We start from the raw sequence: 25585 nt of genomic DNA, 5'->3' as shown, positions 1-25585 counted from the left end.
CGCTGCCTAGAGTGCAGTGCCATGACGGAACGCCTGCTCCCGCCCCTGCCCGCCGCCTGGCGCTCGATTCCGGTGCCGGTGCGCCGGCTGATGCTGGGCGAGCTGTTCGGGCTGCTCGCCGCCGCGGCCATGCATCTGGCTCTGGCCTGGTGGATCAGCCGCGAAGGTGGTGCCGACGCGCTGGCGCGCTACGGTGCGGTCACGGCGTTGGCGGCCCTGCTGGCGACGCCGCTGCTGTCGCCGGCCGGCGACCGCTGGCCCAAGCGGCGGCTGATCCGCCTGGGCAAGCTGGTGCTGGTGCTCGATGCGCTGGCCATCACGCTGCTGTGCGGGGCCGGCGTCTACGACCTGCGGCTGATCTGCCTCTGCAGCCTGCTGTCGGTGGCGGCGACGGCGCTGCTGTGGCCGGCCGAGGCGAGCATCCTGCCCGAGCTGGTGCCGGCGGACGAACTGCCGGCGGCGATCCGTTGGCGCCGCGGTGCCCAGGCGCTCGGCGGGCTGCTCGGGCCGGGCGTGGGCGGCGTCGTGCTGGCCGCCGCGGGCTTGGCGGCCGCGATGCTGCTGAACCTGCTGCTGTTCGGCGTGGCGGCGCTCGCGGCCTGGAATGTCGGTTCGACCGTGCGGCCGGCCGGCGCGGCGCCCGGCCGCGGCTGGTTCGACGAGATGGCCGACGGCCTGCGTGCCAAGTGGCAGGTGCGGCTGGACCGCTGGTGGACGTTGGTCGGCGCCTTGATGATGCTGTGCCTGCTGCCGGCCACCGGGCTGCTGCTGCCGCTGCGCATCCAGGGGCTGGGGCTGTCGGCGGCGTGGTTCGGGGCCTGCAGCGGGGCGCTGTCGCTGGGGCTGCTGGCCGGTGTCGCCGGGCTGGCGCCGGCGCTGATCGAACGCGTCGGGCGGCTGCGGGCGCTCGCCGTCGCGACGCTCGCCTGCGCTGCGGCGATCGCCGGCGTCGGCTGGGGCGAGCGGGCGCCGCTGCTGGTCGCGCTGTTCGCCGTCATCGGCCTGGCGCTGTCGGTGACGCAGCTGGTCGGCCAGACGCACCGCATGCTGGCGATGCCCGACGACTACCGCGCCCGCATGAGTGCGGCGCACCTGGCGATCGCCCATCTGGCGGCGGCACTCGCGCCGGCGCTCGGCGGCGCGCTGCTGGGGGTCGTCGCGGTGCCGACGGTCTACCTGATGCTGGCGGCGGGTTTTGCCTTCAGCGGCCTGTTGCTGATGGCGGTGCCGGGGCTGGCGCACTTCCTTCGCCAGGACCACGAGGGCGCGCGTGGCTGGTACGGCCGCCATTACCCTCGGGCGTTTACGCGTTCCTGAATCTGGCGCGGGCCTCGGGGCAGGGGGAATCCTAGTGTTCACCCTGATGGGGTTCGCCCAAAATAGAACGATCGTTCGATTTCTGGGGGCTCCGGCCGGTGCGTTCAGGAGCCCCCCACTAGAATCGTCGGGTAACGTCAACGTCAACTCCCAGGAGCTGAGGCATGAAGGTGCTGGTCCCCGTCAAGCGGGTGGTCGATTACAACGTCAAGGTCCGCGTGAAGAGCGACGGCACCGGGGTCGACATCGCCAACGTCAAGATGAGCATGAACCCCTTCGACGAGATCGCCGTCGAGGAGGCCGTGCGTCTGAAGGAGAAGGGCGTCGCGACCGAGATCGTCGCCGTGTCCTGCGGCGTCACGCAGTGCCAGGAGACGCTGCGTACCGCGATGGCGATCGGCGCCGACCGCGCGATCCTCGTCGAGACCACCGAAGAGCTGCAGCCGCTGGCTGTCGCCAAGCTGCTGAAGGCGCTGGTCGACAAGGAGCAGCCGGGCCTCGTCATCGTCGGCAAGCAGGCGATCGACGACGACGCCAACCAGACCGGCCAGATGCTGGCCGCGCTGGCCGGCCTGCCGCAGGCGACCTTCGCCAGCAAGATCGAGATCGCCGACGGCCGCGCCAAGGTGGCGCGCGAGATCGACGGCGGCGCCGAGACCGTGGACCTCAAGCTGCCGGCCGTCGTCACCGCCGACCTGCGCCTGAACGAGCCGCGTTACGTCACGCTGCCGAACATCATGAAGGCCAAGAAGAAGCCGCTGGAGACCGTCAAGCCGGCCGACCTGGGTGTCGACGTGACGCCGCGGCTGAAGACGCTGAAGGTCGCCGAGCCGCCCAAGCGCGGCGCCGGCGTCAAGGTGCCCGACGTCGCCACGCTGGTGGCCAAGCTGAAGAACGAAGCGAAGGTGATCTGAGATGGCTGTCCTCGTCATTGCCGAACACGACAACGCGACCGTCAAGGGCGCGACCCTGAACACCGTCACCGCGGCGCTGGCCTGCGGCGGCGACGTGCACCTGCTGGTCGCCGGCGAGAACGCCGGCGCGGCGGCCCAGGCCGCGGCGCAGATCGCCGGTGTCGCCAAGGTGCTGCACGCCGACGGCGCGGCGCTGGCCCATGGCCTGGCCGAGAACCTCGCCGCCCAGGTCGTCGCCATCGCCAAGGACTACAGCCACCTGCTGTTCCCGGCCACCGCCGGCGGCAAGAACGTCGCGCCGCGTGTCGCCGCGCTGCTGGACGTCGCCCAGATCAGCGACGCGACGAAGATCGTCTCCGCCGACACCTTCGAGCGCCCGATCTACGCCGGCAACGCCATCGCCACGGTGCAGAGCACCGATGCGATCAAGGTCATCACCGTGCGCACGACCGGCTTCGACGCCGCGGCGGCGACCGGCGGCAGTGCCGCGGTCGAGTCGATCGCGGCCGTGGCCGATGCCGGCCTGTCGGTCTACGTCGGCAGCGAGATCGCCACCAGCGACCGCCCCGAGCTGACGGCCGCCAAGATCATCGTCTCCGGCGGCCGCGCGTTGGGCTCCAGCGACAAGTTCAACGAGGTGCTGACGCCGCTGGCCGACAAGCTGGGTGCCGCGCTCGGCGCCAGCCGCGCTGCGGTCGACGCGGGCTACGCGCCCAACGACTGGCAGGTCGGCCAGACCGGCAAGATCGTCGCGCCGCAGCTCTACATCGCCGCCGGCATCAGCGGCGCGATCCAGCATCTGGCGGGCATGAAGGACAGCAAGGTCATCGTCGCGATCAACAAGGATCCCGAGGCCCCGATCTTCAGCGTCGCCGACTACGGCCTGGAGGCGGACCTGTTCGCCGCGGTGCCGGAGCTGGTCGCCGCCCTCTGAAGAACAACAAGATCCCGAGGCGCCCTCCGTGGCGCCTTTTTTCCATCTGGAGACGAAAACCATGACGTACCGTGCCCCGGTCAAGGACATGCTGTTCGTGATGAAGGAGCTCGCCGGCCTCGACGCCGTCGCCGCGCTGCCCGGATTCGAGGACGCCGGCTTCGACACCGCTGCCGCCGTGCTGGAGGAGTGCGCGCGCTTCAACGAGAACGTCGTCGCGCCGCTGAACCGTGTCGGCGACCTTGACCCCTCGTCGTTCGCCGACGGCCAGGTGCGCGCCACGCCCGGCTTCAAGCAGGCCTTCCAGCAGTTCGCCGAAGGCGGCTGGCAGGGGCTGCAGCACCCGGTGGAGTTCGGCGGCCAGGGCCTGCCCAAGCTGATCGGCGCGGCCTGCGGAGAGATGGTCAACAGCGCCAGCATCAGCTTCGCGCTGTGCCCGCTTCTCAGCGATGGCGCCATCGAGGCGCTGCTGACCGCCGGCAGCCACGAGATGCAGCAGGCCTACATCCCGAACCTGATCTCGGGGCGCTGGACCGGCACGATGAACCTGACCGAGCCGCAGGCCGGCAGCGACCTGTCGCTGGTGCGCACGCGCGCCGAGCCGCAGGGCGACGGCACGTACAAGGTCTTCGGCACGAAGATCTTCATCACCTGGGGCGAACACGACATGGCCGAGAACATCGTCCACCTCGTGCTCGCGCGTGTCACCGGCGCGCCGGAAGGCGTGAAGGGCATCTCGCTGTTCGTCTGCCCGAAGGTCCAGGCCGACGGCACGCGCAACGACGTGCACTGCGTCAGCATCGAGCACAAGCTGGGCATCAAGGCCAGCCCGACCGCGGTGCTGCAGTTCGGCGACCACGGGGGTGCGGTGGGCTACCTCGTCGGCGAAGAGAACCGCGGCCTGGAGTACATGTTCATCATGATGAACGCCGCGCGCTTCGGCGTCGGCGTGCAGGGCATCGCGCTGGCCGAACGTGCCTACCAGCAGGCCGTGGCCTACGCCCGCGACCGCGTGCAGAGCCGCCCGGTCGACGGCTCGACGCCGGGGGCTTCGGCCATCATCCGCCACCCCGACGTGCGCCGCATGCTGATGACGATGCGCGCCCACACCGAAGGCTGCCGCGCGATGGCGCTGGTGGCCGCGGCCGCCTACGACGCCGCGCACGCACACCCGGACGCCGCCGCGCGCAAGCAGAACCAGGCCTTCTACGAGTTCCTGGTTCCTCTGGTGAAGGGCCTGTCCACCGAGATGAGCCTGGACGTCGCCAGCCTGGGCGTGCAGGTGCACGGCGGCATGGGCTTCATCGAGGAGACCGGCGCCGCGCAGCACCTGCGCGACGCGAAGATCCTGACGATCTACGAAGGTACGACGGCGATCCAGGCCAACGACCTGGTCGGCCGCAAGACGGCGCGCGACGGCGGCGCCACCGCGCGTGCGATCGCGGCGCAGATCGAAGCCACCGAAGGCGAGCTGAACGGGGCCGGCAGCGCCGCCGCACTGGCGATGGCGCGCCACCTGGGGGCCGCGCGCCGCGCCTTCCTCGACGTCGTCGACTTCGTGCTCGCCAAGGTGAAGAGCGAGCCGAACGCCGTGTTCTCCGGCAGCGTGCCCTATCTGATGCTGGCCGGCACGGCGGTGGCGGGCTGGCAGATGGCGCGGGCGCTGCTCGTCGCCGAACAGCGCCTGGCCGCCGGCGAGGATCCCGAGTTCATGAAGGCCAAGATCGCCACCGCGCGCTTCTACGGCGACCATCTGCTGGTGCGCTGCGGCGGTCTGCGCGACGCCATCGTCGACGGCGCCGAGTCGGTCACCGCGCTCGAACTGGAGGCCTTCTGATGCTGCCGCCCGTGCTGCGACACCTGGCGCTCCCGGTCATCGGCTCGCCGCTGTTCATCATCAGCAACCCCAAGCTCGTCATCGAGCAGTGCAAGGCCGGCATCGTCGGCTCGATGCCGGCGCTCAACGCCCGGCCGGCCTCGTTGCTCGACGAGTGGCTGGCCGAGATCACCGAGACGCTGGCCGCCTGGGACCGCGACCACCCCGAGCGCAAGTCGGCGCCGTTCGCGATCAACCAGATCGTGCACAAGAGCAACGACCGGCTCGAGCACGACCTGGAGGTCTGCGCGCGCTACAAAGTGCCGCTGGTCATCACCTCGCTGGGTGCGCGCACCGACGTCAACGACGCGGTGCACGCCTGGGGCGGCATCGTGCTGCACGACGTCATCAACAACGCCTTCGCGCACAAGGCGGTGGAGAAGGGCGCCGACGGCCTGATCGCCGTGGCCGCGGGTGCCGGCGGCCATGCCGGCGTCAAGAGCCCGTTCGCGCTGATCCAGGAGATCCGCGCCTGGTTCGACGGGCCGCTGGCGCTGTCGGGCTCGATCGCCACCGGCGACGCAGTGCTCGCCGCGCAGGCGATGGGCGCCGACCTGGCCTACATCGGCTCGGCCTTCATCGCCACCGAGGAGGCGCGCGCCGCCGAGGCCTACAAGCAGTGCATCGTCGACTGCGACAGCGACGACATCGTCTACTCCAACCTCTTCACCGGCGTGCACGGCAACTACCTGAAGCCGTCGATCCGCAACGCCGGGCTGGACCCGGACCACCTGCCCGAGAGCGACCCGTCGAAGATGAACTTCGGCGGCGACGGCGCCAAGGCCTGGAAGGACATCTGGGGCTGCGGCCAGGGCATCGGTGCCGTGAAGGCGGTGTTGCCGGCCGGCGAACTGGTCGCGCGGCTGAAGCGCGAGTACGACGCGGCGCGCCAGCGCCTGGGCCTGACGGCCTGACTCGGCCCCGCCGGGCTCAGCGGGCCGGGTCGCCGTTCGCGGCGTCTCCGGCCCGTTGTGCGTCCAGCACCTCGTAGTCTGCGTCGCAGCCGACGCCGGCGGCGATCCAGCGCCGTGCCAGCCGTGCCGCCCAGGCCTCGGGCAGCCACGGCAGATGGCGGCCGGGCTCGGCGATCGCGCCGCAGCGGTAGCGGCCTTCTTCGGCCGCCCAGACCAGCGCCGCGCAGGCGCCGTGGCGGCGGCGCGAGATCCACACGCCCAGCGGGCAGGGCTCGGCGGCGCAGCAGACGCCGCAGCCGTTGCAGGGCTCGCCGGCCGTCGGCTTCGGTGGTGCCTCGGGAACGATGAGGATGCGGCGGGTGGACATGGCCGGCGCAGTGTGCGCCCGGACGCCGGGCCGCCAAGCGCCGATGAAGGCTGCCGCCGCGTGCCATTTGCCACGCCGTGCACGGGGGCGTCCGGGTTTGCGCTGGATCAGATCGCCCCACCCGAAATCCGCACGAGTGCTACAGTCCTTCGCTGGATACGGAACGTGTCTGGTCCTTCCCGTCCCCTTGCTGAGTCAGATGTGCAGCAAGGCGGGTCGCAATCCGCCAACCGGTGAAGCCGGGGCCGCGGAAGGTTGATCAACCCATCGTAGCCCTGGGAACCGGGGCGAAAGGTGCGCGAGAGATGATGCAGCAGTACAGGTCGAATTCGTACCTGTTCGGGGGCAACGCCCCGTACGTCGAGGAACTCTACGAGGCCTACCTCGACAACCCCGGCAGCGTGCCCGACAACTGGCGCGCCTACTTCGACAATCTCCAGCACGTGCCTGCAGTCGACGGCTCCGACAGCCGCGACGTCGCCCACGCCCCGGTCGTCGAATCCTTCGCCCAGCGCGCCAAGGCCAACGCCTTCGCGCTGAAGGCCAGCGCCGCCGACCTCGCCGTCGCGCGCAAGCAGGTCCACGTCCAGAGCCTGATCGCGGCCTACCGCTTCCTCGGTTCGCGCTGGGCCGACCTCGACCCGCTCAAGCGCACCGAGCGCCCGAAGATCCCCGAACTCGAGCCGGCGTTCTACGACCTGAGCGAGTCGGACATGGACATCGTGTTCTCGGCCGCGAACACGTACTTCAGCAAGGCCGAGAACATGAGCCTGCGGGACATCCTGCAGGCCCTGCGCGAGACCTACTGCGGCACGATCGGCGTCGAGTTCATGCACTGCACCGACCCGGCCGAGAAGCGCTGGTGGCAGGAGCGCCTGGAGTCCTCGCGCAGCAAGCCCAGCTTCACCGCCGACGAGAAGAAGCACATCCTCGAGCGCCTCACCGCCGCCGAAGGCCTGGAGCGCTACCTGCACACCAAGTACGTCGGCCAGAAGCGCTTCTCGCTCGAAGGCGGCGAGAGCTTCATCGCCTCGATGGACGAACTCGTGCAGCGCGCCGGCGAGAAGGGCGTGCAGGAGATCGTCGTCGGCATGGCCCACCGCGGCCGCCTGAACGTGCTCGTCAACACCCTGGGCAAGATGCCCAAGGACCTGTTCGCCGAGTTCGACCACACCGCGCCCGAGGCGCTGCCGGCCGGTGACGTCAAGTACCACCAGGGCTTCTCCAGCGACGTTTCCACCGCCGGCGGCCCGGTGCACCTGAGCCTGGCCTTCAACCCCTCGCACCTGGAGATCGTCAACCCGGTCGTCGAAGGTTCGGCCAAGGCGCGCATGGACCGCCGCGGCGACCCGCAGGGCAACCAGGTCCTGCCGGTGCAGGTGCACGGCGACGCGGCCTTCGCCGGCCAGGGCGTCGTGATGGAGACGCTGGCGCTGGCCAAGACGCGCGGCTACTTCACCGGCGGCACGCTGCACCTGGTCGTCAACAACCAGATCGGCTTCACGACCAGCGACCCGCGTGACAGCCGCTCGACGCTGTACTGCTCGGACGTCGTCAAGATGATCGAGGCGCCGGTGCTGCACGTGAACGGCGACGACCCCGAGGCCGTCGTGCTGTGCACCCAACTGGCGATGGACTACCGCCAGCAGTTCAAGAAGGACGTCGTCGTCGACATCGTCTGCTTCCGCAAGCTCGGCCACAACGAACAGGACACGCCGAGCCTGACGCAGCCGCTGATGTACAAGAAGATCGCCCAGCACCCGGGCACGCGCAAGCTCTACGGCGACAAGCTCGTCGCCCAGGGCGTGCTGCCGCCCGAGGGCCCGGACCAGATGGTCAAGGCCTTCCGCTCGGCGATGGACGAGGGCCGGCACACGATCAACCCGGTGCTGACCAACTTCAAGAGCAAGTACGCGGTCGACTGGGCCCCGTACCTCGGCCGGAAGTGGACCGACGCCGCCGACACCGCGCTGCCGCTGGCCGAGATCAAGCGGCTGGCCGAACGCGTGACGACGCTGCCGTCGACCTTCAAGGTGCACCCGCTGGTCGAGAAGGTGCTCGCCGACCGCGCCGCGATGGGCCGCGGCGAGATCAACGTCGACTGGGGCATGGGCGAGACGCTGGCCTACGCGTCGCTGGTGGCCAGCGGCTACGCGGTGCGCCTGTCGGGCGAGGACTGCGGCCGCGGCACCTTCGTGCACCGCCACGCCGTGCTGCACGACCAGAACCGCGAAAAGTGGGACACCGGCACCTACGTGCCGCTGCAGAACGTCGCCGAAGGCCAGGCGCCGTTCGTCGTCATCGACTCGATCCTGTCCGAAGAAGCGGTGCTCGGCTTCGAGTACGGCTACGCCTCGGCCGAGCCGAACACGCTGACGATCTGGGAAGCCCAGTTCGGCGACTTCGCCAACGGCGCGCAGGTCGTCATCGACCAGTTCATCGCCTCCGGCGAAGTGAAGTGGGGCCGCGCCAACGGCCTGGTGATGCTGCTGCCGCACGGCTACGAAGGCCAGGGCCCCGAGCACAGCTCGGCGCGCCTGGAGCGCTTCATGCAGCTGGCGGCCGACAACAACATGCAGATCGTGCAGCCGACCTCGGCCAGCCAGATCTTCCACCTGCTGCGCCGCCAGATGGTGCGCCCGTTCCGCAAGCCGCTGGTGATCTTCTCGCCGAAGTCGCTGCTGCGCGCCAAGGACGCGACCTCGCCGCTCACCGAGTTCACGCGCGGCGAGTTCCGCACCGTGATGACCTCGCTGCACCCGGACGCCGAGGCCGACAAGGTCAAGCGTGTCGTCTGCTGCTCGGGCAAGGTGGTCTACGACCTGATCCGGAAGCGCGAGGAGAAGAAGGCCGCCGACGTCGCGATCATTCGCGTCGAGCAGCTCTATCCGTTCCCGCACAAGGCCTTCGCTGCCGAGATGAAGCGTTTCCCGAACGCCACCGAGGTCGTGTGGTGCCAGGACGAACCGCAGAACCAGGGCGCGTGGTTCTTCGTGCAGCACTACGTGCACGAGAACATGCTCGACGGCCAGAAGCTGGGCTACGCCGGCCGGCCGCCGTCCGCCTCGCCCGCGGTCGGCTACTCGCACCTGCACCAGGAGCAGCAGAAGGCGCTGCTCGAGCAGGCCTACGGCAAGCTCAAGGGCTTTGTTTTGACCAAGTGAGCGCGTGCCGGGCGCGCCGTGTGGCAGCGCCCGGCCCCGCCGCGAGGTCGACGGCCTGGACGGCCCTGTCACCCCGCGGTGCCCCGAACAAGACACCGAGATAGACCATGGCAATCGTTGAAGTGAAGGTCCCGCAACTGTCCGAATCGGTCGCGGAAGCCACCCTGCTGCAATGGAAGAAGAAGCCCGGCGACGCCGTCGCCGCCGATGAGATCCTGATCGAGATCGAGACCGACAAGGTCGTGCTCGAGGTGCCGGCGCCGGCCGCCGGCGTGCTGGCCGAGCTCGTCGAGGCCGACGGTTCCACCGTCGCCAGCGACCAGCTGATCGCCAGGATCGACACCGAGGCCAAGGCCGGCGCCGCCGCGCCCGCGGCCGCTGCCTCCGCGCCGGCTGCGGCCGCCCCGGCACCCGCCGCGGCCGCGCCTGCCGCCGGCGGTTCCAAGGCCGGCGTCGCGATGCCGGCTGCCGCCAAGCTGATGGCCGACAACAACCTCGCCTCCGGCTCGGTGCCGGGCACCGGCAAGGACGGCCGCGTCACCAAGGGCGACGTGCTCGGCGCGCTGGCTGCACCGGCCGCACCGAAGGCCGCCGCGCCGGTCGCCGCGCCCGCCGCCCCGGCCGTCGCCAAGCCGCTGCCCCCGGTGGCCGCGCCGGCGGTCAACCTCGGCGAGCGCCCCGAGCAGCGTGTGCCGATGTCGCGCCTGCGCGCCCGCGTCGCCGAGCGCCTGCTGCAGTCGCAGGCCACCAACGCCATCCTGACGACCTTCAACGAGGTCAACATGGCGCCGCTGATGGAGATGCGCAAGCGCTTCCAGGAGCGTTTCGAGAAGGAACACGGCGTCAAGCTCGGCTTCATGTCCTTCTTCGTCAAGGCCGCGGTCGCGGCGCTGAAGAAGTACCCGGTGCTCAACGCCTCGGTCGACGGCAACGACATCGTCTACCACGGCTACTTCGACATCGGCATCGCCGTCGGCTCGCCGCGCGGCCTGGTGGTGCCGATCCTGCGCAACGCCGACCAGATGTCGTTCGCCGACATCGAGAAGAAGATCGCCGAGTACGGCGCCAAGGCCCGCGACGGCAAGCTGTCGATCGAAGAGCTCTCCGGCGGCACCTTCTCGATCAGCAACGGCGGTGTCTTCGGCTCGATGCTGTCGACGCCGATCATCAATCCGCCGCAGAGCGCCATCCTCGGCGTGCACGCCACCAAGGACCGGGCCGTGGTCGAGAACGGCCAGATCGTCGTGCGCCCGATGAACTACCTGGCGATGTCCTACGACCACCGCATCATCGACGGCCGCGAAGCCGTGCTCGGCCTGGTGGCGATGAAGGAAGCGCTGGAAGACCCGTCGCGCCTGCTGTTCGACCTCTGAGCGCACGATGAGCCTGGCCGACGAACTCTCCCGCCTGGACGAACTGCGCCAGCGCGGCGTGCTGAGCGACGAGGAGTTTGCTCGCGCCAAGGCGCGCCTGCTCGACGGCGCGGCCGCGCCAGCGCCGGCCCTCGACGCCGTCAACCGGCTGCGCCGCAGCCGCGGCGACCGCTGGCTCGGCGGTGTCTGCGGCGGCCTGGCGCGTGCCACCGGCGTCGAGGCCTGGATCTGGCGCCTCGTCACCGCCGGCCTGGCCCTCTTCGGCGGCACCGGCGTGCTGCTGTACCTGCTGCTGTGGATCTTCGTGCCCGAGGATCCCGTCTAGAAAGACCTCATGTCCAAGAATTTCGACGTCATCGTCATCGGCGGCGGCCCGGGCGGCTACATCGCCGCGATCCGCGCTGCCCAGCTCGGCTTCACCACCGCCTGCATCGACGAGTGGAAGAACGACAAGGGCGGCCCGGCCCCGGGCGGCACTTGCACCAACGTCGGCTGCATCCCGAGCAAGGCGCTGCTGCAGTCCAGCGAGCACTACGAGCACGCCGCCAAGCACTTCGCCGAGCACGGCATCGGCCTGAAGAGCCTGTCCATCGACGTCGCGAAGATGGTCGCGCGCAAGGACCAGGTCGTGAAGCAGAACAACGACGGCATCCTCTACCTGTTCAAGAAGAACAAGGTGAGCTTCTTCCACGGCCGTGGCTCGTTCGTGAAGGCGGGCGACGGCGGCTACCAGATCGCGGTCGGTGACGAACTGCTGACCGGCAAGCAGGTCGTCGTCGCCACCGGCTCCAGCGCGCGCGCGCTGCCGGGCCTGCCGTTCGACGAGGACAAGATCCTCAGCAACGACGGCGCGCTGCGCATCGGCGCGGTGCCCAAGAAGCTGGGTGTCATCGGCGCCGGTGTCATCGGCCTGGAGATGGGCTCGGTCTGGCGCCGCCTGGGCGCCGAGGTGCAGGTGCTCGAGGCGCTGCCGGCCTTCCTCGGCGCGGCCGACGAGCAGATCGCCAAGGAGGCGCAGAAGGCGTTCGCCAAGCAGGGCCTGAAGGTCGAGCTGGGCGTGAAGATCGGCGAGATCAAGACCGGCGCCAAGGGCGTCAGCGTCGCCTACGCCGACGCCAAGGGCGCCGAGAAGACGCTCGACGTCGACAAGCTGATCGTCTCCATCGGCCGGGTGCCGAACACGACCGGCCTGAACCCCGAGGCCGTGGGCCTGAAGCTCGACGAACGCGGCGCCATCGTCGTCGACGACGAGTGCCGCACCAACCTGCCGGGCGTCTGGGCGGTCGGCGACGTCGTGCGCGGGCCGATGCTGGCGCACAAGGCCGAGGAGGAGGGTGTGGCGGTCGCCGAACGCATCGCCGGCCAGCACGGCCACGTCGACTTCGGCCTGATTCCGTGGGTGCTCTACACCAGCCCCGAGATCGCCTGGGTCGGCAAGACCGAGCAGCAGCTCAAGGCCGAAGGCCGCGCCTACAAGGCCGGCACCTTCCCCTTCATGGCCAACGGCCGCGCCCGCGCGCTGGGCGACACGACCGGCATGGTCAAGTTCCTGGCCGACGCCACCACAGACGAAATCCTCGGCGTGCACATCGTCGGCCCGTTGGCCAGCGAGCTGATCGCCGAGGCCTGCGTCGCGATGGCCTTCAAGGCCAGCAGCGAGGACATCGCGCGCATCTGCCACGCCCACCCCTCGCTGGCCGAGTCGGTGAAGGAAGCGGCGCTGGCCGTCGACAAGCGCACGCTGAATTTCTGAGTGCGGGGCACGCGGGGCGGCCTTGGCCAGCCCTGCGTGCGCTTGCGTGGCCGCAGCCTCGCGGCCGCCGCGGGCGGCTAGCATCCGCGACCCTGTCGATCCTCCCTCGAAGACACGCACATGTCCGGCGTCCGAGCGTTGTACGAGGCCACGCTGGCCGAACGCGGCTACCAGTCCGACCCGGCGCAGCTGCGCGCCATCGACGCGCTCGAGCGCTGCGAGCGCGAGTGGGCCGACTACAAGGCGCGGCGCGGCAACCGCCTCACCAAGCTGCTGGTGCGCCCGCCGATCCCGCGCGGCGTTTACATGGTCGGCGGTGTCGGCCGCGGCAAGAGCTTCCTGATGGACTGCTTCTTCCAGGCCGTGCCGCTGGTGCGCAAGACGCGGCTGCACTTCCACGAGTTCATGCGCGAGGTGCACCGCGAGCTGCAGGACCTGAAGGGCACCGCCGACCCGCTGGACGAACTCGGCCGGCGCATCGCGCGGCGCTTCCGCCTGATCTGCTTCGACGAGTTCCACGTCGCCGACGTCACCGACGCGATGATCCTGCACCGATTGCTGCAGGCGCTGTTCGACAACCGCGTCAGCATCGTCACGACGTCCAACTTCCACCCCGACGACCTGTACCCGAACGGCCTGCACCGCGACCGCATCCTGCCGGCCATCGAGCTGCTGAAGACGCAGTTGGAGGTCGTCGACGTCGACGCGGGCATCGACTACCGCCAGCGCACGCTGCAGCACGTCGAGACTTACCACTGCCCGGCCGATGCCGCGGCCGAGCGGGCGCTGGCCGAAGCCTTCGAGCGCCTGGCCGAGGCCCGCGACGAAGACCCGCTGCTGCACATCGAGCACCGCGAGCTGCGTGCGCGCCGGCGTGCCGGCGGCGTCGTCTGGTTCGACTTCAAGACGCTGTGCGGTGGCCCGCGTTCGCAGAACGACTATCTGGAGCTGGCCTCGCGTTTTCACACGCTGATCCTGTCGGACGTGCCCAGCATGCCGCCGCGGCTGGCCAGCGAGGCGCGGCGCTTCACCTGGCTCGTCGACGTGCTCTACGACCGGCGCGTCAAGTTCCTGGTCTCGGCCGAGGCTCCGCCCGAGGCGCTGTACACCGACGGCCCGCTGGCGCACGAGTTCCCGCGCACCGTCTCGCGGCTGCGCGAGATGCAGTCGGCCGAATACCTGGGCCTCGAACGCCGCGAGGTCGACACCTCGCTGACCTGACGGGCGCCCCCGTGATGCTGCGCTCGGGCACACTCCTGCCGATGGACCGTCTTTCCCCTGTCGCGCTGGCCTCGCTGCTGCTGGCCGCCGGTGCCGCCGCCGCGGCCGATCTCGACGTCCGTGCCGAGCGTGAGCGCATCTCCCGCGAGCGTGCCGCCGCCGAGTCGCGTTATGCCGCCGACGAAGCGGCCTGCCGCACGCGGTTCGTCGTCACCGCCTGTGTCGACGAGGCCAAGGCACGGCGGCGCGAGGCGCTGGGCGTCCTGAAGAGCCAGGAGCTGGTGCTCGACGAACAGGAGCGCCGCCGGCGTGCCGCGGCGCGGCTGGAGGCGATCGAGGCCAAGCAGCGCGAAGCCGCGGCACGCCCGCCGCTGCCCGCCCAGCCGGCGCCGGTGATCCGCGAGGCCGCGTCGGCGCCTGCGGCGCGCCCGCAGCCCTCACCATCCGAGGCCGAACGCGCCGCGCGGGCCCACGACGAAGCCCTGCGCGCCCAGCGCCGCACCGAGGCGGCGGAGCAGCGGCGGCAGCAGGCGGCCGACGACCGGGCCCGGATCGCCGAGCGCGAAGCGCAGCGCCGCGCCAAGGCGAAGAAACCGGTCACGCCGCTGCCGTCCCGTCCCGAGATTCCCCGGGACTGAGCGCGCCTACTTCAGCGCCTCGATGCGCGTCAGCGCCAGCGACAGGTTGTCGCCGCCGCCGCGTGCACGCTGCCGGGCCTTGTTGACCAGCATCTCGCCGGCCTCGCGCGGCGGCAGCGCATGCACGATCGCGCCCAGCTCCTTGGTCGTGAAGTAGTGCCAGAGGCCGTCGCTGCAGGCCAGCAGTGTGTCGCCGGGCTCGAGCCGGCCGATGCGGTGCAGCGTCAGCGGCGGGTCCGCGTGGGTGCCCAGGCAGCCGGTCAGCAGGTTGGACTGCGGGTGGTGGTTGGCCGCTTCCTCGGTGAGCTTGCCGTCGTCGATCAGCCGCTGCACGAAGGAGTGGTCGGTGCTGCGCCAGACCAGTTCGGCGCCGCGGAAGTGGTAGATGCGCGAATCGCCGGCGTGGATCACGTCGCAGCCGAGGTCGGGCTGCAGCAGGAAGGCCGCGACGGTGCTGTGCGGCTCCTCCTCGGCGGTGATCGCCGTCAGCTTGATCATCAGGTGCGACTCGGTCACCAGCTGGCGCAGCAGGTCGGCGGCCGTGTCCTCGCCGGGCACGAAGCGCTCGAAGAGCTGGCGTGCGGTGAGCAGCACCTGGTCGGCGGCCTTGCGCCCGCCGCTCTTGCCGCCCATGCCGTCGGCGACGACGGCCAGCGCGCAGCCGTTGACGCGTGCGTGCGGCACGATGGCCACCTGGTCCTGCTGATAGGCGCGGTCGCCGCGGTGCAGGGCGGTGGTCGCGTTCAGGCGGAACGTCGGCCGGGCAGGGGCGGGTGGCGGCATGCGGCCGACTATAAACTCGGCCATCCGGCCCCCGGTGCGGAGCAATGGACGACAACCTGCATTCGCCGCAAAGGCTACTCATCGAGTTGCGCATCGAGCACGCCGACCTGGACGACCTGATCGACCGCCATGCCGTCGCGACACCGTCCGACGACCTCGTGCTGCGGCGCCTGAAGAAGCGCCGCCTCGCGCTGCGCGACCGCATCGCGCAGCTGGAGGGCGCGCTCGAACCGCCCGAGCCCGCGTGAGCCAGGACCTCGCCGACCGCGTCGCGGAGGCCTTCGCGAGCGATGGCGCGCTCGCGCGCCACGACGCCCACTTCATGCCGCGCGAGCAGCAGGACCGCCTGGCGCTGGCCGTCGCCCGCGCCGTCGAGGAGCGCGGCACCCTGGTCGCCGAGGCCGGCACCGGCGTCGGCAAGACCTTCGCCTACCTCGTGCCGCTGCTGCTGTCGGACCGGCGTGCGCTGGTCAGCACCGCCACCAAGAGCCTGCAGGACCAGCTTTTCCTGCGCGACCTGCCGCGCCTGGTGCAGGCCCTGGGCGTGCCGGTGCGCATGGCGCTGCTCAAGGGCCGCGCCAGCTACCTGTGCCGCCACCGTCTGGCCCATGCGCGCACGACGGCCGAGCTGCCCGACCGCTTCGCCGTGCGCCAGCTCGCGCGCGTCGAGACCTGGGCCTTGTCCACGCGCAGCGGCGACCTCGCCGAACTCGAAGGCCTGGACGAACGTTCGCCGGTGATCCCGATCGTCACCTCGACCCGCGACAACTGCCTGGGCACCGACTGCCCCGAGCACCGCAACTGCCACGTGATGCAGGCCCGCCGCGAGGCGATGGCCGCCGACCTCGTCGTCGTCAACCACCACCTGTTCTTCGCCGACATGGCGCTGCGCGACAGCGGCGTCGCCGAGCTGCTGCCGACGGTCGACGCGGCGGTCTTCGACGAGGCCCACCAGCTCGTCGAGACCGGCGTGCAGTTCCTCGGCACGATGCTCGGCACGGCCCAGGTGCTCGACGTCGGCCGCGACCTGCTGGCCGCCGGGCTGGCGCAGGCCCGCGGCCTGATGCCTTGGCACGAGCTGCAGGCCGGGCTGGAGAAGGCGGCGCGCGAGCTGCGCCTGGCCTGCGCCGGCGCGCTGCGCGAGGTGCGCGGCGTGATCAAGCTGCGCTGGGACGAACGGGCCCGCGACGGCCGGCTGCAGGAGCCGCTGGCGGCGCTGGCGCGGGCGGCCGACGAAGCCGCCGACGCGCTGGCCGGCGTCGCCGCGGTCGGCCCGGACTTCGTGCGCCTGCAGGAGCGTGTGCGCACGATCGCCGAGCTGGCCGGGCGTTTCGCCGACGAGGCCGCCGACGGCCGCGTGCGCTGGATCGATCTGTCGCCGCTGCAGGCCCGGCTGGTCGAGTCGCCGCTGGACATCCGCGACATGCTGACCGAGCAGCGCCAGGCGGCGCCGCGGGCCTGGATCTTCACCTCGGCGACGCTCGGCGAGGACGACGGCCTGGGCTGGTTCACCTCGGCCACCGGGCTGGAGGACGCGACGACGCTGCGTGTCGGCAGCCCCTTCGACTACCCGAACCATGCCCGGGCCTGGATCCCGGCGCGCTTCCCGAAGCCCAACGAAGCCGCGCACCCGGCGGCGGTGGGCTCGCTGGCCGCGCGGCTGGCCGGCGCGCTGGGCGGCCGCACCTTCGTGCTGACGACGACGCTGCGCGTGCTGCCGCAGATCGCCGAGGCGCTGCGCACCGAGGCCGAGTGGCAGGGTCAGGCGCTGGAGATCCTGGTGCAGGGCAGCCAGCCGCGGCGTGCGCTGCTGCAGCGCTTCGGCGACGGCCGCGGCGCGGTGCTGGTCGGCTCGCAGAGCTTCTGGGAAGGCATCGACATGCCGGGCGACGCCCTGCAGTGCGTGCTCATCGACAAGCTGCCGTTCCCGCCGCCCAACGACCCGCTGGTCGAGGCCCGCGTGCGCCAGCTGCGCGCCGAGGGCCGCGACCCGTTCGACGCCTATTTCGTCGCCGAGGCCGCGGTGTCGCTGAAGCAGGGCGCCGGGCGGCTGATCCGCACCGAGACCGACCGCGGCCTGCTCGTCGTCTGCGACCCGCGCATGCGCCAGATGGGCTATGGCGCGCGGCTGCGCGCGGCGCTGCCGCCGATGTCCTGGGTGGGCTCGGAGGAAGAGGCGCTGGACTGGCTGCACGAGCTCGCCGCCGAGCACTGACGACAAAAAGGCCGCCCTCGGGCGGCCTTGTTCAGCGGGGCGCAGGCCTCACCAGAGCTTCCACCAGGGGCGCTTCTCGGGTTCGATGGCCTGGGCCAGGAAACGGCTGTCGGGGTAGTTCTTCTGCAGCACGCGCAGCGCATCGTCGCGCAGCTGGACGAGTTGCAGCCGGTCGTAGCTCTGCACCATCAGGAACAGGCCTTCCTCGGCCGCCGGCGAACGCTGGAACTCGGCCACCGCCTGCTGCGCGCGGTTGGCCGCCGCGACGTAGGCGCCGCGCTTGAAGTAATAGCGCGCGACGTGCACCTCGTAGGCCGCCAGCGAGTTGACGATGTAGTCCATGCGCAGCTTGGCGTCCGGCGTGTACCTGGACTGCGGGAACTGCTCGACGAGCTGCTTGAAGGCCTGGTAGGCGTCGCGTGCGGCGCGCTGGTCGCGCTCGGACAGGTCCTGACGGGCGATGCGCCCGAACAGGCCCATGTCCTCGTTGAAGTTGATCAGCCCGCGCAGGTACATCGCGTAGTCCAGCGCCGGGCTCGACGGGTTGAGGCGGATGAAGCGCTCGATCGTCGTCAGCGCCTGGGCCCGCTCGCCGGTCTTCCAGTACAGGTAGGCGAGGTCGATCTGCGACTGCTGCGCCAGCACCGTGCCGGCGGCCAGGCCCTCGACGCGCGACAAGGCCTTGATGGCCGGCTCGTAGCTGCCGGCCTCCATGTTGTCCTTGGCGTCCGCATACAATTTTTCGGCCGCCACGTCGGCGCGCTCTTCCTTGGTGGTCGAGCCGCAGCCTGCCAGCAGCGTGGCCACCATCACGGCCGTCGAAACGGCTACGGGCGCAAGGCGCCACCTCTGGGAGAAGGTCATCGGAAAGCGTGCCGGAAGCGTGCCAAAAGCGGCCGATTATAGGGAGGCGACCCCGTCGCTCGCGCACGATGTCCCGGCGTCCCAGGTGGACGGCACCGAGGACGACGGCGGCGCCGACGATGCCGTCGAGACGCGCAGCGACGTCGTCGACACCGCGCGCCACGGCGAGCGCCTAGATCGCGTGCTGGTGTCGATCGCCGGCGAGTTCTCGCGCAGCCACCTGCAGCACCTGATCGAACTCGGCCACGTGCGCGTGGACGGCCAGCCCGCGAGCACCGCATCGCGGCGCGTCAAGGCCGGCCAGCGTGTCGAAGTCGAGCTGGTCCCCACCGACGAGAGCCGCGCCTTCCGCCCGCAGCCGATGGCGCTGGCCATCCTGTACGAGGACGAGCACCTGCTGGTGCTGGACAAGCCCGCCGGGCTGGTCGTGCACCCGGCGCCGGGCAACTGGTCGGGCACACTGCTCAACGGCCTGCTGGCCCACCACGCCGCCGCCGCGACGCTGCCGCGTGCCGGCATCGTGCACCGCCTGGACAAGGACACCTCGGGCGTGATGATGGTCGGCAAGAGCCTGCCGGCGGTGACGGCGCTGGTGCGCGACATCGCCGCGCGCGACGTGCACCGGCGCTACCTGGCGCTGGCGCACGGTGCGGTGGCGACGCAGCGCATCGACGCGCCGGTCGGCCGCGACCCGGTGTCGCGCGTGCGCATGGCCGTCGTCGCGTCGGGCAAACCGGCGCGTACCGACGTCGAGTGCCTGGCGCAGCACGACGGCGTCAGCGCCGTGCGCTGCACGCTGCACACCGGGCGCACGCACCAGATCCGCGTGCATCTGGCCTCGCGCGGCCATGCGCTGGTGGCCGACACGCTGTACGGCGGCCGGCCGGCGCTGGGCATGGCGCGCCAGGCGCTGCACGCGGTGCGGCTGGAGCTCGAACATCCGCTCACGCGGGCGCCGCTGTCCTTCGTCTGTCCGCCGCCGGCCGATTTCTCGGCGGCATGGCGGGCCATTGCTGGGGTTACAATCCCGCTCGTTTGACAATGTCCGGGCGCTGCTGGCCGCTGCCGCGCGATCCCGACCCACGGCGACTCCTCGCCCCGGCCCTCGCGCCGGCCCGACCCAACGAACGACCCGCCTGCCGCCCGCAGGCCCTCATCCCAGGCGATGAACACATCGGAGGCGAAGCGCGTCCTCGAGACGGCGCTCATCTGCGCGGACCGGCCCCTGCCGCTGCGCGAGATGCGCGTGCTCTTCGACGACCAGGTCGGCGCCGACACGCTGCGCACGCTGCTCGACGAGCTGGCGTCCGACTGGCGGGGCCGCGGCGTCGAGCTGGTCGCGCTGGCCTCGGGCTGGCGCTTCCAGAGTCGGCCGGAGATGCGCGACTACCTCGACCGCCTGAACCCCGAGAAGCCGCCGAAGTACTCGCGTGCGGCGCTGGAGACGCTGGCCATCGTCGCCTACCGCCAGCCGGTCACGCGCGGCGACATCGAGGACATCCGCGGCGTCACCGTCAGCAGCCAGATCGTCAAGCAGCTCGAGGACCGCGGCTGGGTCGAGGTCATCGGCTACCGCGAGGCCCCCGGCCGCCCGGCGCTGTACGCGACGACGCGCCAGTTCCTCGACGACCTGGGCCTGAAGAGCCTGGACCAGCTGCCGCCGCTGGACGGCGGCGAGGCGCCGACGGCGATGCTCGAGGCGCTGGAAGACCAGCCTTCGCTGCTCGGCGACGGCCAGGCCCGGCTGCCGCTGGACGACGCCGACGCCGTGGCCGCCGCCACCCCCGAGACACCGGGCGCCGACGCGCCTGCCCCCATCACCGGACGGCCCCAGGGCGAGTCCGGCCCCGACACCCAATCCTGAACGACGAGATCGCATGAGCTCGAACGACGCCGAATCCACGCCGGACCCGATCGCCGCCGCGCCTGCCGCCGAGGAGGCCGCGCCGAAGAAGCGGCGGGCGCCGCGCAAGAAGGCCGAGGCGCCCGCCGTCGCCGCCGCGCCGGCCGCCGAGGCGCCGCCGGCTCCCGAGGCGCCCGCGCCCGAGGTTGCGGCAGAGCCCGCGGCCGAGGCCAAGCCGCGCCGCCGGCGCACGACCAAGAAGGACGCCGCGGCCGAGACGCCGCTGGCCGAGCCTGCGGCCGTCGTCGAGTCGCTGCCGGCCGCCGCCGCCGAGCGTGCGCCCGAGTCGGCGCCGCAGCTCGCCGAGGCGCCCGTGCGCTCCGAAGCCCCGGCGGCTGCCGAGCCCGTGGCCGAGCCGGCAGGCGAGGGCGCCGAGGGCGCGCCCACCGAAGCCGGTGCCGAAGCTGATGCGCCGCGCCGCGGCCGCAACCGCCGCCGCGGCCGCCGGGGCGGCGACCGCGGCGAGCGTGCTCCGCGCGACGCTGCCGCTCCGGCCGCCGAAGGCGACGCCGCCGCCGGCGACGACGAGGCCGCCGAAGCCGCCGCGCCGGCGCCGCAGCTGCCGCCGGCCGACGTCGGCGAGGTCTTCGCCAGCGTGCTGTCGGGCAGCTGGGACGCCGAGGCCGGCGACGAAGCGCCGCCGCTGCCGGCCAAGCGTGTGCTCGCGCCCGAGCCCGACGCGCCCAAGCTGCACAAGGTGCTGGCCCAGGCCGGCATCGGCTCGCGCCGCGACATGGAGCAGATGATCCTGGAAGGGCGCATCACCGTGAACGGCGAGCCGGCGCACATCGGCCAGCGCATCGCCGCCGGCGACCGCATCGCCGTCGGCGGCAAGCCGGTGCGCTACCGCATCGCGCCGCCGCCGACCCGCGTCATCGCCTATCACAAGCCGGCCGGCGAGGTCGTCACGCACGACGATCCGCAGCAGCGGCCGACGGTCTTCCGTCGTCTGCCCCGGCTGCACCAGGGCAAGTGGCAGTCGGTCGGCCGTCTGGACATCAACACCGAAGGCCTGCTGCTGTTCACCAACTCCGGCGAGCTGGCCAACCAGCTGATGCACCCGCGTTTCGGCATCGAGCGCGAGTACGCCGTGCGTTCGCTCGGCGGCCTGGACGACGCGTCGCGCCAGAAGCTGCTCGAAGGCGTCGAGATCGACGGCCAGCGCTGCGCGTTCAAGAGCATCGAGAACGGCGGTGGCGAAGGCGCCAACCAGTGGTATCGCTGCGTCATCACCGAAGGCCGCAACCGCGAGGTGCGCAAGCTCTTCGACGCCGTCGGCCACGCGGTGAGCCGGCTGATCCGCATCCGCTACGGCTCGGTCGTGCTGCCCAAGGGGCTCAAGCGCGGCGTCTGGGTCGACCTGAGCGAGCAGGACGTGCGCGTGCTGCGCCGCATGACCGGCGTCGGCGAACGTCCCGAAGGCGAGGTGCGCGAGGCGCGTGAAGCCGGCGGCGACCGTCGCGGCAAGCGCGGCAAGCGCGGCCGCGGCGGCAATGCCCCCGAGGGCGCGCCGCGTGCGGCCAGGCCGCAGCGCCGCGAGGGCGGCGAGGGGCCGGCGATCCCGAACCCGCTGCAGCAGACCTTCGACAAGCGCGCGATCCAGCAGGAGCGCCAGCGCAAGCGCGAGATTCCCGAGGACGGCCCGATCCCGAACCCGCTGCAGCAGACCTACGACAAGCGCGGCCTGCAGCGCGAACGGCCGGTGCGCGACTTCGGCGAGGACGGCCCGATCCCGAACCCGCTGCAGCAGACCTACGACAAGCGCTTCGTGCAGAAGCCCAAGCCGCTGGCCGGCGGCCGCGGCGCCCGCGGCCCGAAGAAGGGCGGCGCCGGCGGCCAGCCCGACCCGATGCAGACCTCGGTCGGCTACATCGGCGGCGACGCCTTCCTGCGCAAGGGGTCCGGCGGCGGTGGCCGTGGCGGCTCGCGCGGCGGGCGCGGCGGCGGTGGCGGCGGCGGGCGTCGCGGCGGGCGTTGAGCGCCTCTTTGTCAAATCCCTGCCGCGATCCCTCGCGGTAGAATCGAAAACTTTGCCAAGTCCTTGATTCAGGAGAACATTTACATGGCCATCGAACGCACCCTCTCGATCATCAAGCCCGACGCCGTCGCCAAGAACGTCATCGGCCAGATCTACGCCCGCTTTGAAGGCGCCGGCCTGAAGATCGCCGCCGCGAAGATGCAGCACCTGTCGCGTGCCGAGGCCGAGGCCTTCTACGCCGTGCACAAGGCGCGTCCGTTCTTCAACGACCTCGTGAACTTCATGATCTCGGGCCCGGTGATGATCCAGGTGCTCGAAGGTGAAGGCGCGATCGCCAAGAACCGCGAGCTGATGGGCGCGACCGATCCGAAGAAGGCCGAGAAGGGCACGATCCGCGCCGACTTCGCCGACAGCATCGACGCCAACGCCGTGCACGGCTCCGACGCCCCGGAAACGGCGGCCGTCGAGGTCGCGTTCTTCTTCCCCGGCATGAGCGTCTACAGCCGCTGAGTCGACGATGGCCGTCAATCTTCTCGACTTCGACCTCGAGGGGCTGGCGGCCTTCTGCGACAGCCTGGGCGAGAAGCGTTTCCGCGCCGTCCAGCTGTTCCGCTGGATCCACCAGAAAGGCGAGTCGGACTTCGACAAGATGTCCGATCTCGCCAAGTCGCTGCGCGGCAAGCTCGCCGGCGCGGCGGTGGTCGAGTCGCTGCCGGTCATCAGCGAGCACGTCTCGGCCGACGGCACGACCAAGTGGCTGTTCGACGTCGGCGGCGGCAACGCCGTCGAGACCGTCTACATCCCCGAGGACGACCGCGGCACGCTGTGCGTGTCCTCGCAGGCCGGCTGCGCCGTCGGCTGCCGCTTCTGCTCGACCGGGCACCAGGGCTTCAGCCGCAACCTGAGCACCGGCGAGATCATCGCCCAGCTGCGCTACGCCGAGCACCGCCTGCGCGGGCCGGATGGCCAGCGTGTCATCGACAACGTCGTGATGATGGGCATGGGCGAGCCGCTGCAGAACTACGCCGCCGTCGTGCCGGCGCTGCGCGTGATGCTCGACGACCACGGCTACGGCCTGTCGCGCCGCCGCGTGACGGTGTCGACCTCGGGCATGGTGGCGATGATCGACCGCCTGCGCGAGGACTGCCCGGTGGCGCTGGCGGTCTCGCTGCACGCACCCGACGACGCGCTGCGCGACATGCTCGTGCCGATCAACCGCAAGGACGGCATCGAGGCGCTGCTCGACGCCTGCCTGCGTTATGTCGAAGCCGCCCCGCGCGACTTCATCACCTTCGAGTACTGCATGCTCGACGGCGTCAACGACGCCCCCGAGCAGGCGCAGCAGCTCGTGCACCTCGTCCGCCGCCGCCGCGTGCCGTGCAAGTTCAACCTGATCCCGTTCAACCCCTTCCCCGAGTCGGGGCTGAAGCGTTCGCCGCGCGAACGCGTGACGGCGTTTGCCAAGGTGCTGCAGGACGCGGGCATCGTGACGACGATCCGCAAGGTGCGCGGCGACGACATCGACGCCGCCTGCGGCCAGCTCGCCGGCGAGGTCCAGGACCGCACCCGGGCGCGCGAGCGCCTGCTGGAGCGCCGGCGCACGATCCCGATCGCCGCGGCGGAGGACTCGCGGTGACGCGACGCCTGCTGGCTTCGCTGGCAGTGCTGGCGTGCTTGGGCACGCTGCTGCCGGGTTGTGTCACCGAGCCGCCGGCCGGTGGCAGCGTGCGCGACGCGCGCCCGAGCAACGACCCCGCCGACGTCGAGCGCCGGGCCAAGGTGCGGCTGGAGCTGGCGTCAGCCTACTTCGCGCGCGGGCAGACCGAGACTGCGCTGAACGAGGTCAAGCAGGCGCTGGCGGCCCGTCCCGACATGCCCGAGGCGCTGGGCCTGCGCGGCCTGATCTACGCCGCGCTGGGCGAGAACCGGCTGGCCGAGGAGAGCTTCCAGCGCGCGCTGTCGCTGGCCCCGCGCGACGGCGACATGCGCCACAACTACGGCTGGTTCCTCTGCCAGCAGCGCCGCTACGCCGACGCCGACCGCGAGTTTGACGCCGCGATGGCGCTGCCGCAGTACCGCGGCGGCTCCCGCACGCTGCTCGCCAAGGGCGTCTGCGACGCCCGTGAAGGCCGCTGGGCCGATGCCGAGAGCGCGCTGATGCGCAGCTTCCAGCTCGACCCCGGCAATGCCGCCACCTCGTTCAACCTCGCCGACACGCTGTACCGACGCGGCGAGTACGAGCGCGCGCGCTTCTACGTCCAGCGAGTGAACGCCGTGGCGGAGCAATCCAGCCCGTCCTCGCTCTGGCTGGCCGCGCGCATCGAGCGCCGGCTCGGCAACCTGGCTGGTGCACGCGAGTTCGGTCGCCAGGTGCGCGACCGTTTCCCCCAATCGCCTGAGGCAGCGCTGTTCGAGCAAGGCCGGTTCGATGACTGATCCCGTGACGCCCCCGCCCGAGGGCACGACGGCCGGCGCGCTGCTGCGCGCCGCGCGCGAGAAGCAGGGCCTGCACATCGCCGCGCTGGCGGCGTCGATCAAGGTCCCGGTGGCCAAGCTCGAAGCCCTCGAAGCCGACCAGTACGCCTCGCTGCCGGATGCGGCCTTCACCCGGGCGCTGGCCCAGGCGGTGTGCCGTGCGCTGCGCACCGACCCCCAGCCGGTGCTGGCGCTGTTGCCGCAGACCGATGGCTCGGCGCTGGACCACGTCGTCGGCAACCTGAACACGCCGTTCCGCGAGCGTGCCGGCCCCGATCTGCCCAAGGTCAACCTGGGGGCGGTGCGTCCGATGGCCTGGGCCGGCGGTGCGCTGCTCGTGGCTGCCGCGGTCGTCTATTTCATGCCGAGCGGGCTGCTGCAGCCGCCGGCGGCCACGGCCGACGCGCCGCCGGCCGCCGAACCGGCCGCGCCCGCCGAGCTGGCTGTCGAGCCGGCGGCCGAGGTGTCGGCCTCGGCCGTGCCGCTGGACCCGGCAGCGCCCGTGCTGCAGGCCTCGCAGAGCGTGGTCGCGCCCGCCGTCGCCCAGCCGTCCGCGCCGGCGTCGGTGGCACAGGCCGCGACCCCGGCCGCACGCACGCTCGTGGCGTCCGCCCCCGTGCCGGCCGCGGCCTCGCGCCCGAGCCTGGTGCAACTGCACGCCGACGGCGCCTCCTGGGTCGAAGCCTATGACGGCAAGGGCCAGCTGCTGTTCTCGCGTCTGCTGCAGGCGGGCGAGTCGGCCGGCGTCGAGGGCCAGCTGCCGATCCGGCTCAAAATCGGCAATGCGCCGGCGACCCGCCTGGTCTTCCGCGGCCAGCCCGTCGACCTGGCGCCGCTGACGCGCAACGCCGTCGCCCGCGTCGAGTTGCAGTGAGCGAAGAAGTTCTTGCAGTGAG

23 protein-coding genes are annotated in these 25585 nt (G+C 71.5%); 20 read left to right on the top strand and 3 right to left on the bottom strand.

The genetic code is table 11. The annotated features are described in order from the left end of the window. Positions 1-21 precede the first annotated feature (21 nt). The 5 genes from LOC65_RS12715 to LOC65_RS12695 all read left to right on the top strand — a co-directional run bounded on the left by LOC65_RS12715 (position 22) and on the right by LOC65_RS12695 (position 5955). On the top strand, positions 22-1317 hold the full coding sequence (locus LOC65_RS12715; protein WP_230247767.1) for an MFS transporter: 1296 nt from the start codon (positions 22-24) through the stop codon (positions 1315-1317). A gap of 164 nt (positions 1318-1481) precedes the next feature. Next, a complete protein-coding gene (locus LOC65_RS12710) occupies positions 1482-2231 on the top strand; it encodes an electron transfer flavoprotein subunit beta/FixA family protein (protein WP_230247766.1) in 750 nt (249 codons plus the stop codon). Position 2232: 1 nt separating this feature from the next. Next, positions 2233-3165, top strand: a complete 933-nt coding sequence (locus tag LOC65_RS12705; protein ID WP_230247764.1) for an electron transfer flavoprotein subunit alpha/FixB family protein — start codon at positions 2233-2235, stop codon at positions 3163-3165. Between the two features lie 61 nt (positions 3166-3226). After that, on the top strand, positions 3227-5002 hold the full coding sequence (locus LOC65_RS12700; RefSeq protein WP_230247761.1) for an acyl-CoA dehydrogenase: 1776 nt from the start codon (positions 3227-3229) through the stop codon (positions 5000-5002). Continuing rightward, on the top strand, positions 5002-5955 hold the full coding sequence (locus LOC65_RS12695) for a nitronate monooxygenase family protein (protein ID WP_009859017.1): 954 nt from the start codon (positions 5002-5004) through the stop codon (positions 5953-5955). Before LOC65_RS12700 ends, LOC65_RS12695 begins: the two co-directional genes overlap by 1 nt. Positions 5956-5971: 16 nt before the next feature. Here the strand turns inward: LOC65_RS12695 and LOC65_RS12690 are convergent, their stop codons facing one another. After that, on the bottom strand, positions 5972-6322 hold the full coding sequence (locus tag LOC65_RS12690; RefSeq protein WP_230247759.1) for a hypothetical protein: 351 nt from the start codon (positions 6320-6322) through the stop codon (positions 5972-5974). Between the two features lie 305 nt (positions 6323-6627). Between LOC65_RS12690 and LOC65_RS12685 the strand changes: the two genes are divergently transcribed. The 6 genes from LOC65_RS12685 (at position 6628) to LOC65_RS12660 (ending at position 14471) form a co-directional block, all read left to right on the top strand. Further along, positions 6628-9486 carry a 2-oxoglutarate dehydrogenase E1 component gene (locus LOC65_RS12685; protein WP_230247757.1) on the top strand — a complete coding sequence of 953 codons (2859 nt, stop codon included), beginning with the start codon at positions 6628-6630 and terminating at the stop codon, positions 9484-9486. Positions 9487-9593: 107 nt separating this feature from the next. Then, on the top strand, positions 9594-10859 hold the full coding sequence (odhB, locus tag LOC65_RS12680) for a 2-oxoglutarate dehydrogenase complex dihydrolipoyllysine-residue succinyltransferase (RefSeq protein ID WP_230247755.1): 1266 nt from the start codon (positions 9594-9596) through the stop codon (positions 10857-10859). Positions 10860-10866: 7 nt separating this feature from the next. Beyond that, the gene (locus LOC65_RS12675; RefSeq protein ID WP_230247750.1) at positions 10867-11184 is read left to right on the top strand and encodes a PspC domain-containing protein; all 318 of its coding nucleotides are present in this window, start codon (positions 10867-10869) and stop codon (positions 11182-11184) included. Between the two features lie 9 nt (positions 11185-11193). Further along, complete coding sequence (gene lpdA / locus LOC65_RS12670) at positions 11194-12612, top strand: dihydrolipoyl dehydrogenase (RefSeq protein ID WP_230247749.1); 1419 nt, start codon at positions 11194-11196, stop codon at positions 12610-12612. 120 nt (positions 12613-12732) lie between these two features. Then, positions 12733-13833, top strand: coding sequence for a cell division protein ZapE (zapE, locus tag LOC65_RS12665; RefSeq protein ID WP_230247748.1), 1101 nt, complete (start codon positions 12733-12735; stop codon positions 13831-13833). 41 nt (positions 13834-13874) lie between these two features. After that, positions 13875-14471, top strand: coding sequence for a hypothetical protein (locus tag LOC65_RS12660; protein WP_230247747.1), 597 nt, complete (start codon positions 13875-13877; stop codon positions 14469-14471). 6 nt (positions 14472-14477) lie between these two features. Here LOC65_RS12660 and LOC65_RS12655 read toward each other — a convergent pair whose 3' ends face one another. Then, positions 14478-15254: a PP2C family serine/threonine-protein phosphatase gene (locus LOC65_RS12655; protein ID WP_009856824.1), complete on the bottom strand. Its 777-nt coding sequence runs from the start codon at positions 15252-15254 to the stop codon at positions 14478-14480. Positions 15255-15298: 44 nt separating this feature from the next. On the opposite strand from LOC65_RS12655, the gene LOC65_RS12650 reads away from it, so the two are divergent. Continuing rightward, on the top strand, positions 15299-15502 hold the full coding sequence (locus tag LOC65_RS12650) for a YdcH family protein (RefSeq protein ID WP_029718326.1): 204 nt from the start codon (positions 15299-15301) through the stop codon (positions 15500-15502). Then, positions 15499-17469, top strand: a complete 1971-nt coding sequence (locus tag LOC65_RS12645) for an ATP-dependent DNA helicase (RefSeq protein WP_230247745.1) — start codon at positions 15499-15501, stop codon at positions 17467-17469. The genes LOC65_RS12650 and LOC65_RS12645 overlap by 4 nt, the downstream gene beginning before the upstream one ends. A gap of 48 nt (positions 17470-17517) precedes the next feature. On the opposite strand, the gene LOC65_RS12640 is transcribed toward LOC65_RS12645, so the two are convergent. Beyond that, positions 17518-18333 carry an outer membrane protein assembly factor BamD gene (locus LOC65_RS12640; protein WP_029718327.1) on the bottom strand — a complete coding sequence of 272 codons (816 nt, stop codon included), beginning with the start codon at positions 18331-18333 and terminating at the stop codon, positions 17518-17520. Positions 18334-18418: 85 nt separating this feature from the next. On the opposite strand from LOC65_RS12640, the gene LOC65_RS12635 reads away from it, so the two are divergent. From LOC65_RS12635 to LOC65_RS12605, 7 genes are all read left to right on the top strand, one after another. Continuing rightward, entirely contained in the window at positions 18419-19372 is a 954-nt protein-coding gene (locus LOC65_RS12635; protein WP_230247743.1) for an RluA family pseudouridine synthase, read from the top strand. Positions 19373-19573: 201 nt separating this feature from the next. Next, positions 19574-20197 carry an SMC-Scp complex subunit ScpB gene (gene scpB / locus LOC65_RS12630; protein ID WP_230247742.1) on the top strand — a complete coding sequence of 208 codons (624 nt, stop codon included), beginning with the start codon at positions 19574-19576 and terminating at the stop codon, positions 20195-20197. 13 nt (positions 20198-20210) lie between these two features. Next, positions 20211-22214 (top strand): pseudouridine synthase, encoded by a 2004-nt coding sequence (locus LOC65_RS12625; RefSeq protein WP_230247736.1) that lies wholly within the window; start codon positions 20211-20213, stop codon positions 22212-22214. Between the two features lie 84 nt (positions 22215-22298). After that, positions 22299-22724, top strand: coding sequence for a nucleoside-diphosphate kinase (ndk, locus tag LOC65_RS12620; RefSeq protein ID WP_009858784.1), 426 nt, complete (start codon positions 22299-22301; stop codon positions 22722-22724). Positions 22725-22731: 7 nt separating this feature from the next. After that, on the top strand, positions 22732-23850 hold the full coding sequence (rlmN, locus tag LOC65_RS12615) for a 23S rRNA (adenine(2503)-C(2))-methyltransferase RlmN (protein ID WP_009858785.1): 1119 nt from the start codon (positions 22732-22734) through the stop codon (positions 23848-23850). After that, positions 23847-24650: a type IV pilus biogenesis/stability protein PilW gene (gene pilW / locus LOC65_RS12610; protein WP_230247733.1), complete on the top strand. Its 804-nt coding sequence runs from the start codon at positions 23847-23849 to the stop codon at positions 24648-24650. Before rlmN ends, pilW begins: the two co-directional genes overlap by 4 nt. After that, positions 24643-25563: a RodZ domain-containing protein gene (locus LOC65_RS12605; RefSeq protein ID WP_230247730.1), complete on the top strand. Its 921-nt coding sequence runs from the start codon at positions 24643-24645 to the stop codon at positions 25561-25563. Before pilW ends, LOC65_RS12605 begins: the two co-directional genes overlap by 8 nt. The last annotated feature ends 22 nt before the right edge of the window (positions 25564-25585 follow it).

This window comes from Rubrivivax sp. JA1055 (assembly GCF_020966565.1).
In the GTDB taxonomy this organism is placed as follows: domain Bacteria; phylum Pseudomonadota; class Gammaproteobacteria; order Burkholderiales; family Burkholderiaceae_C; genus Rubrivivax; species Rubrivivax benzoatilyticus.
Note: the sequence above shows the minus strand (reverse complement) of the source record. Positions and strands in the feature narration are given on the sequence as shown.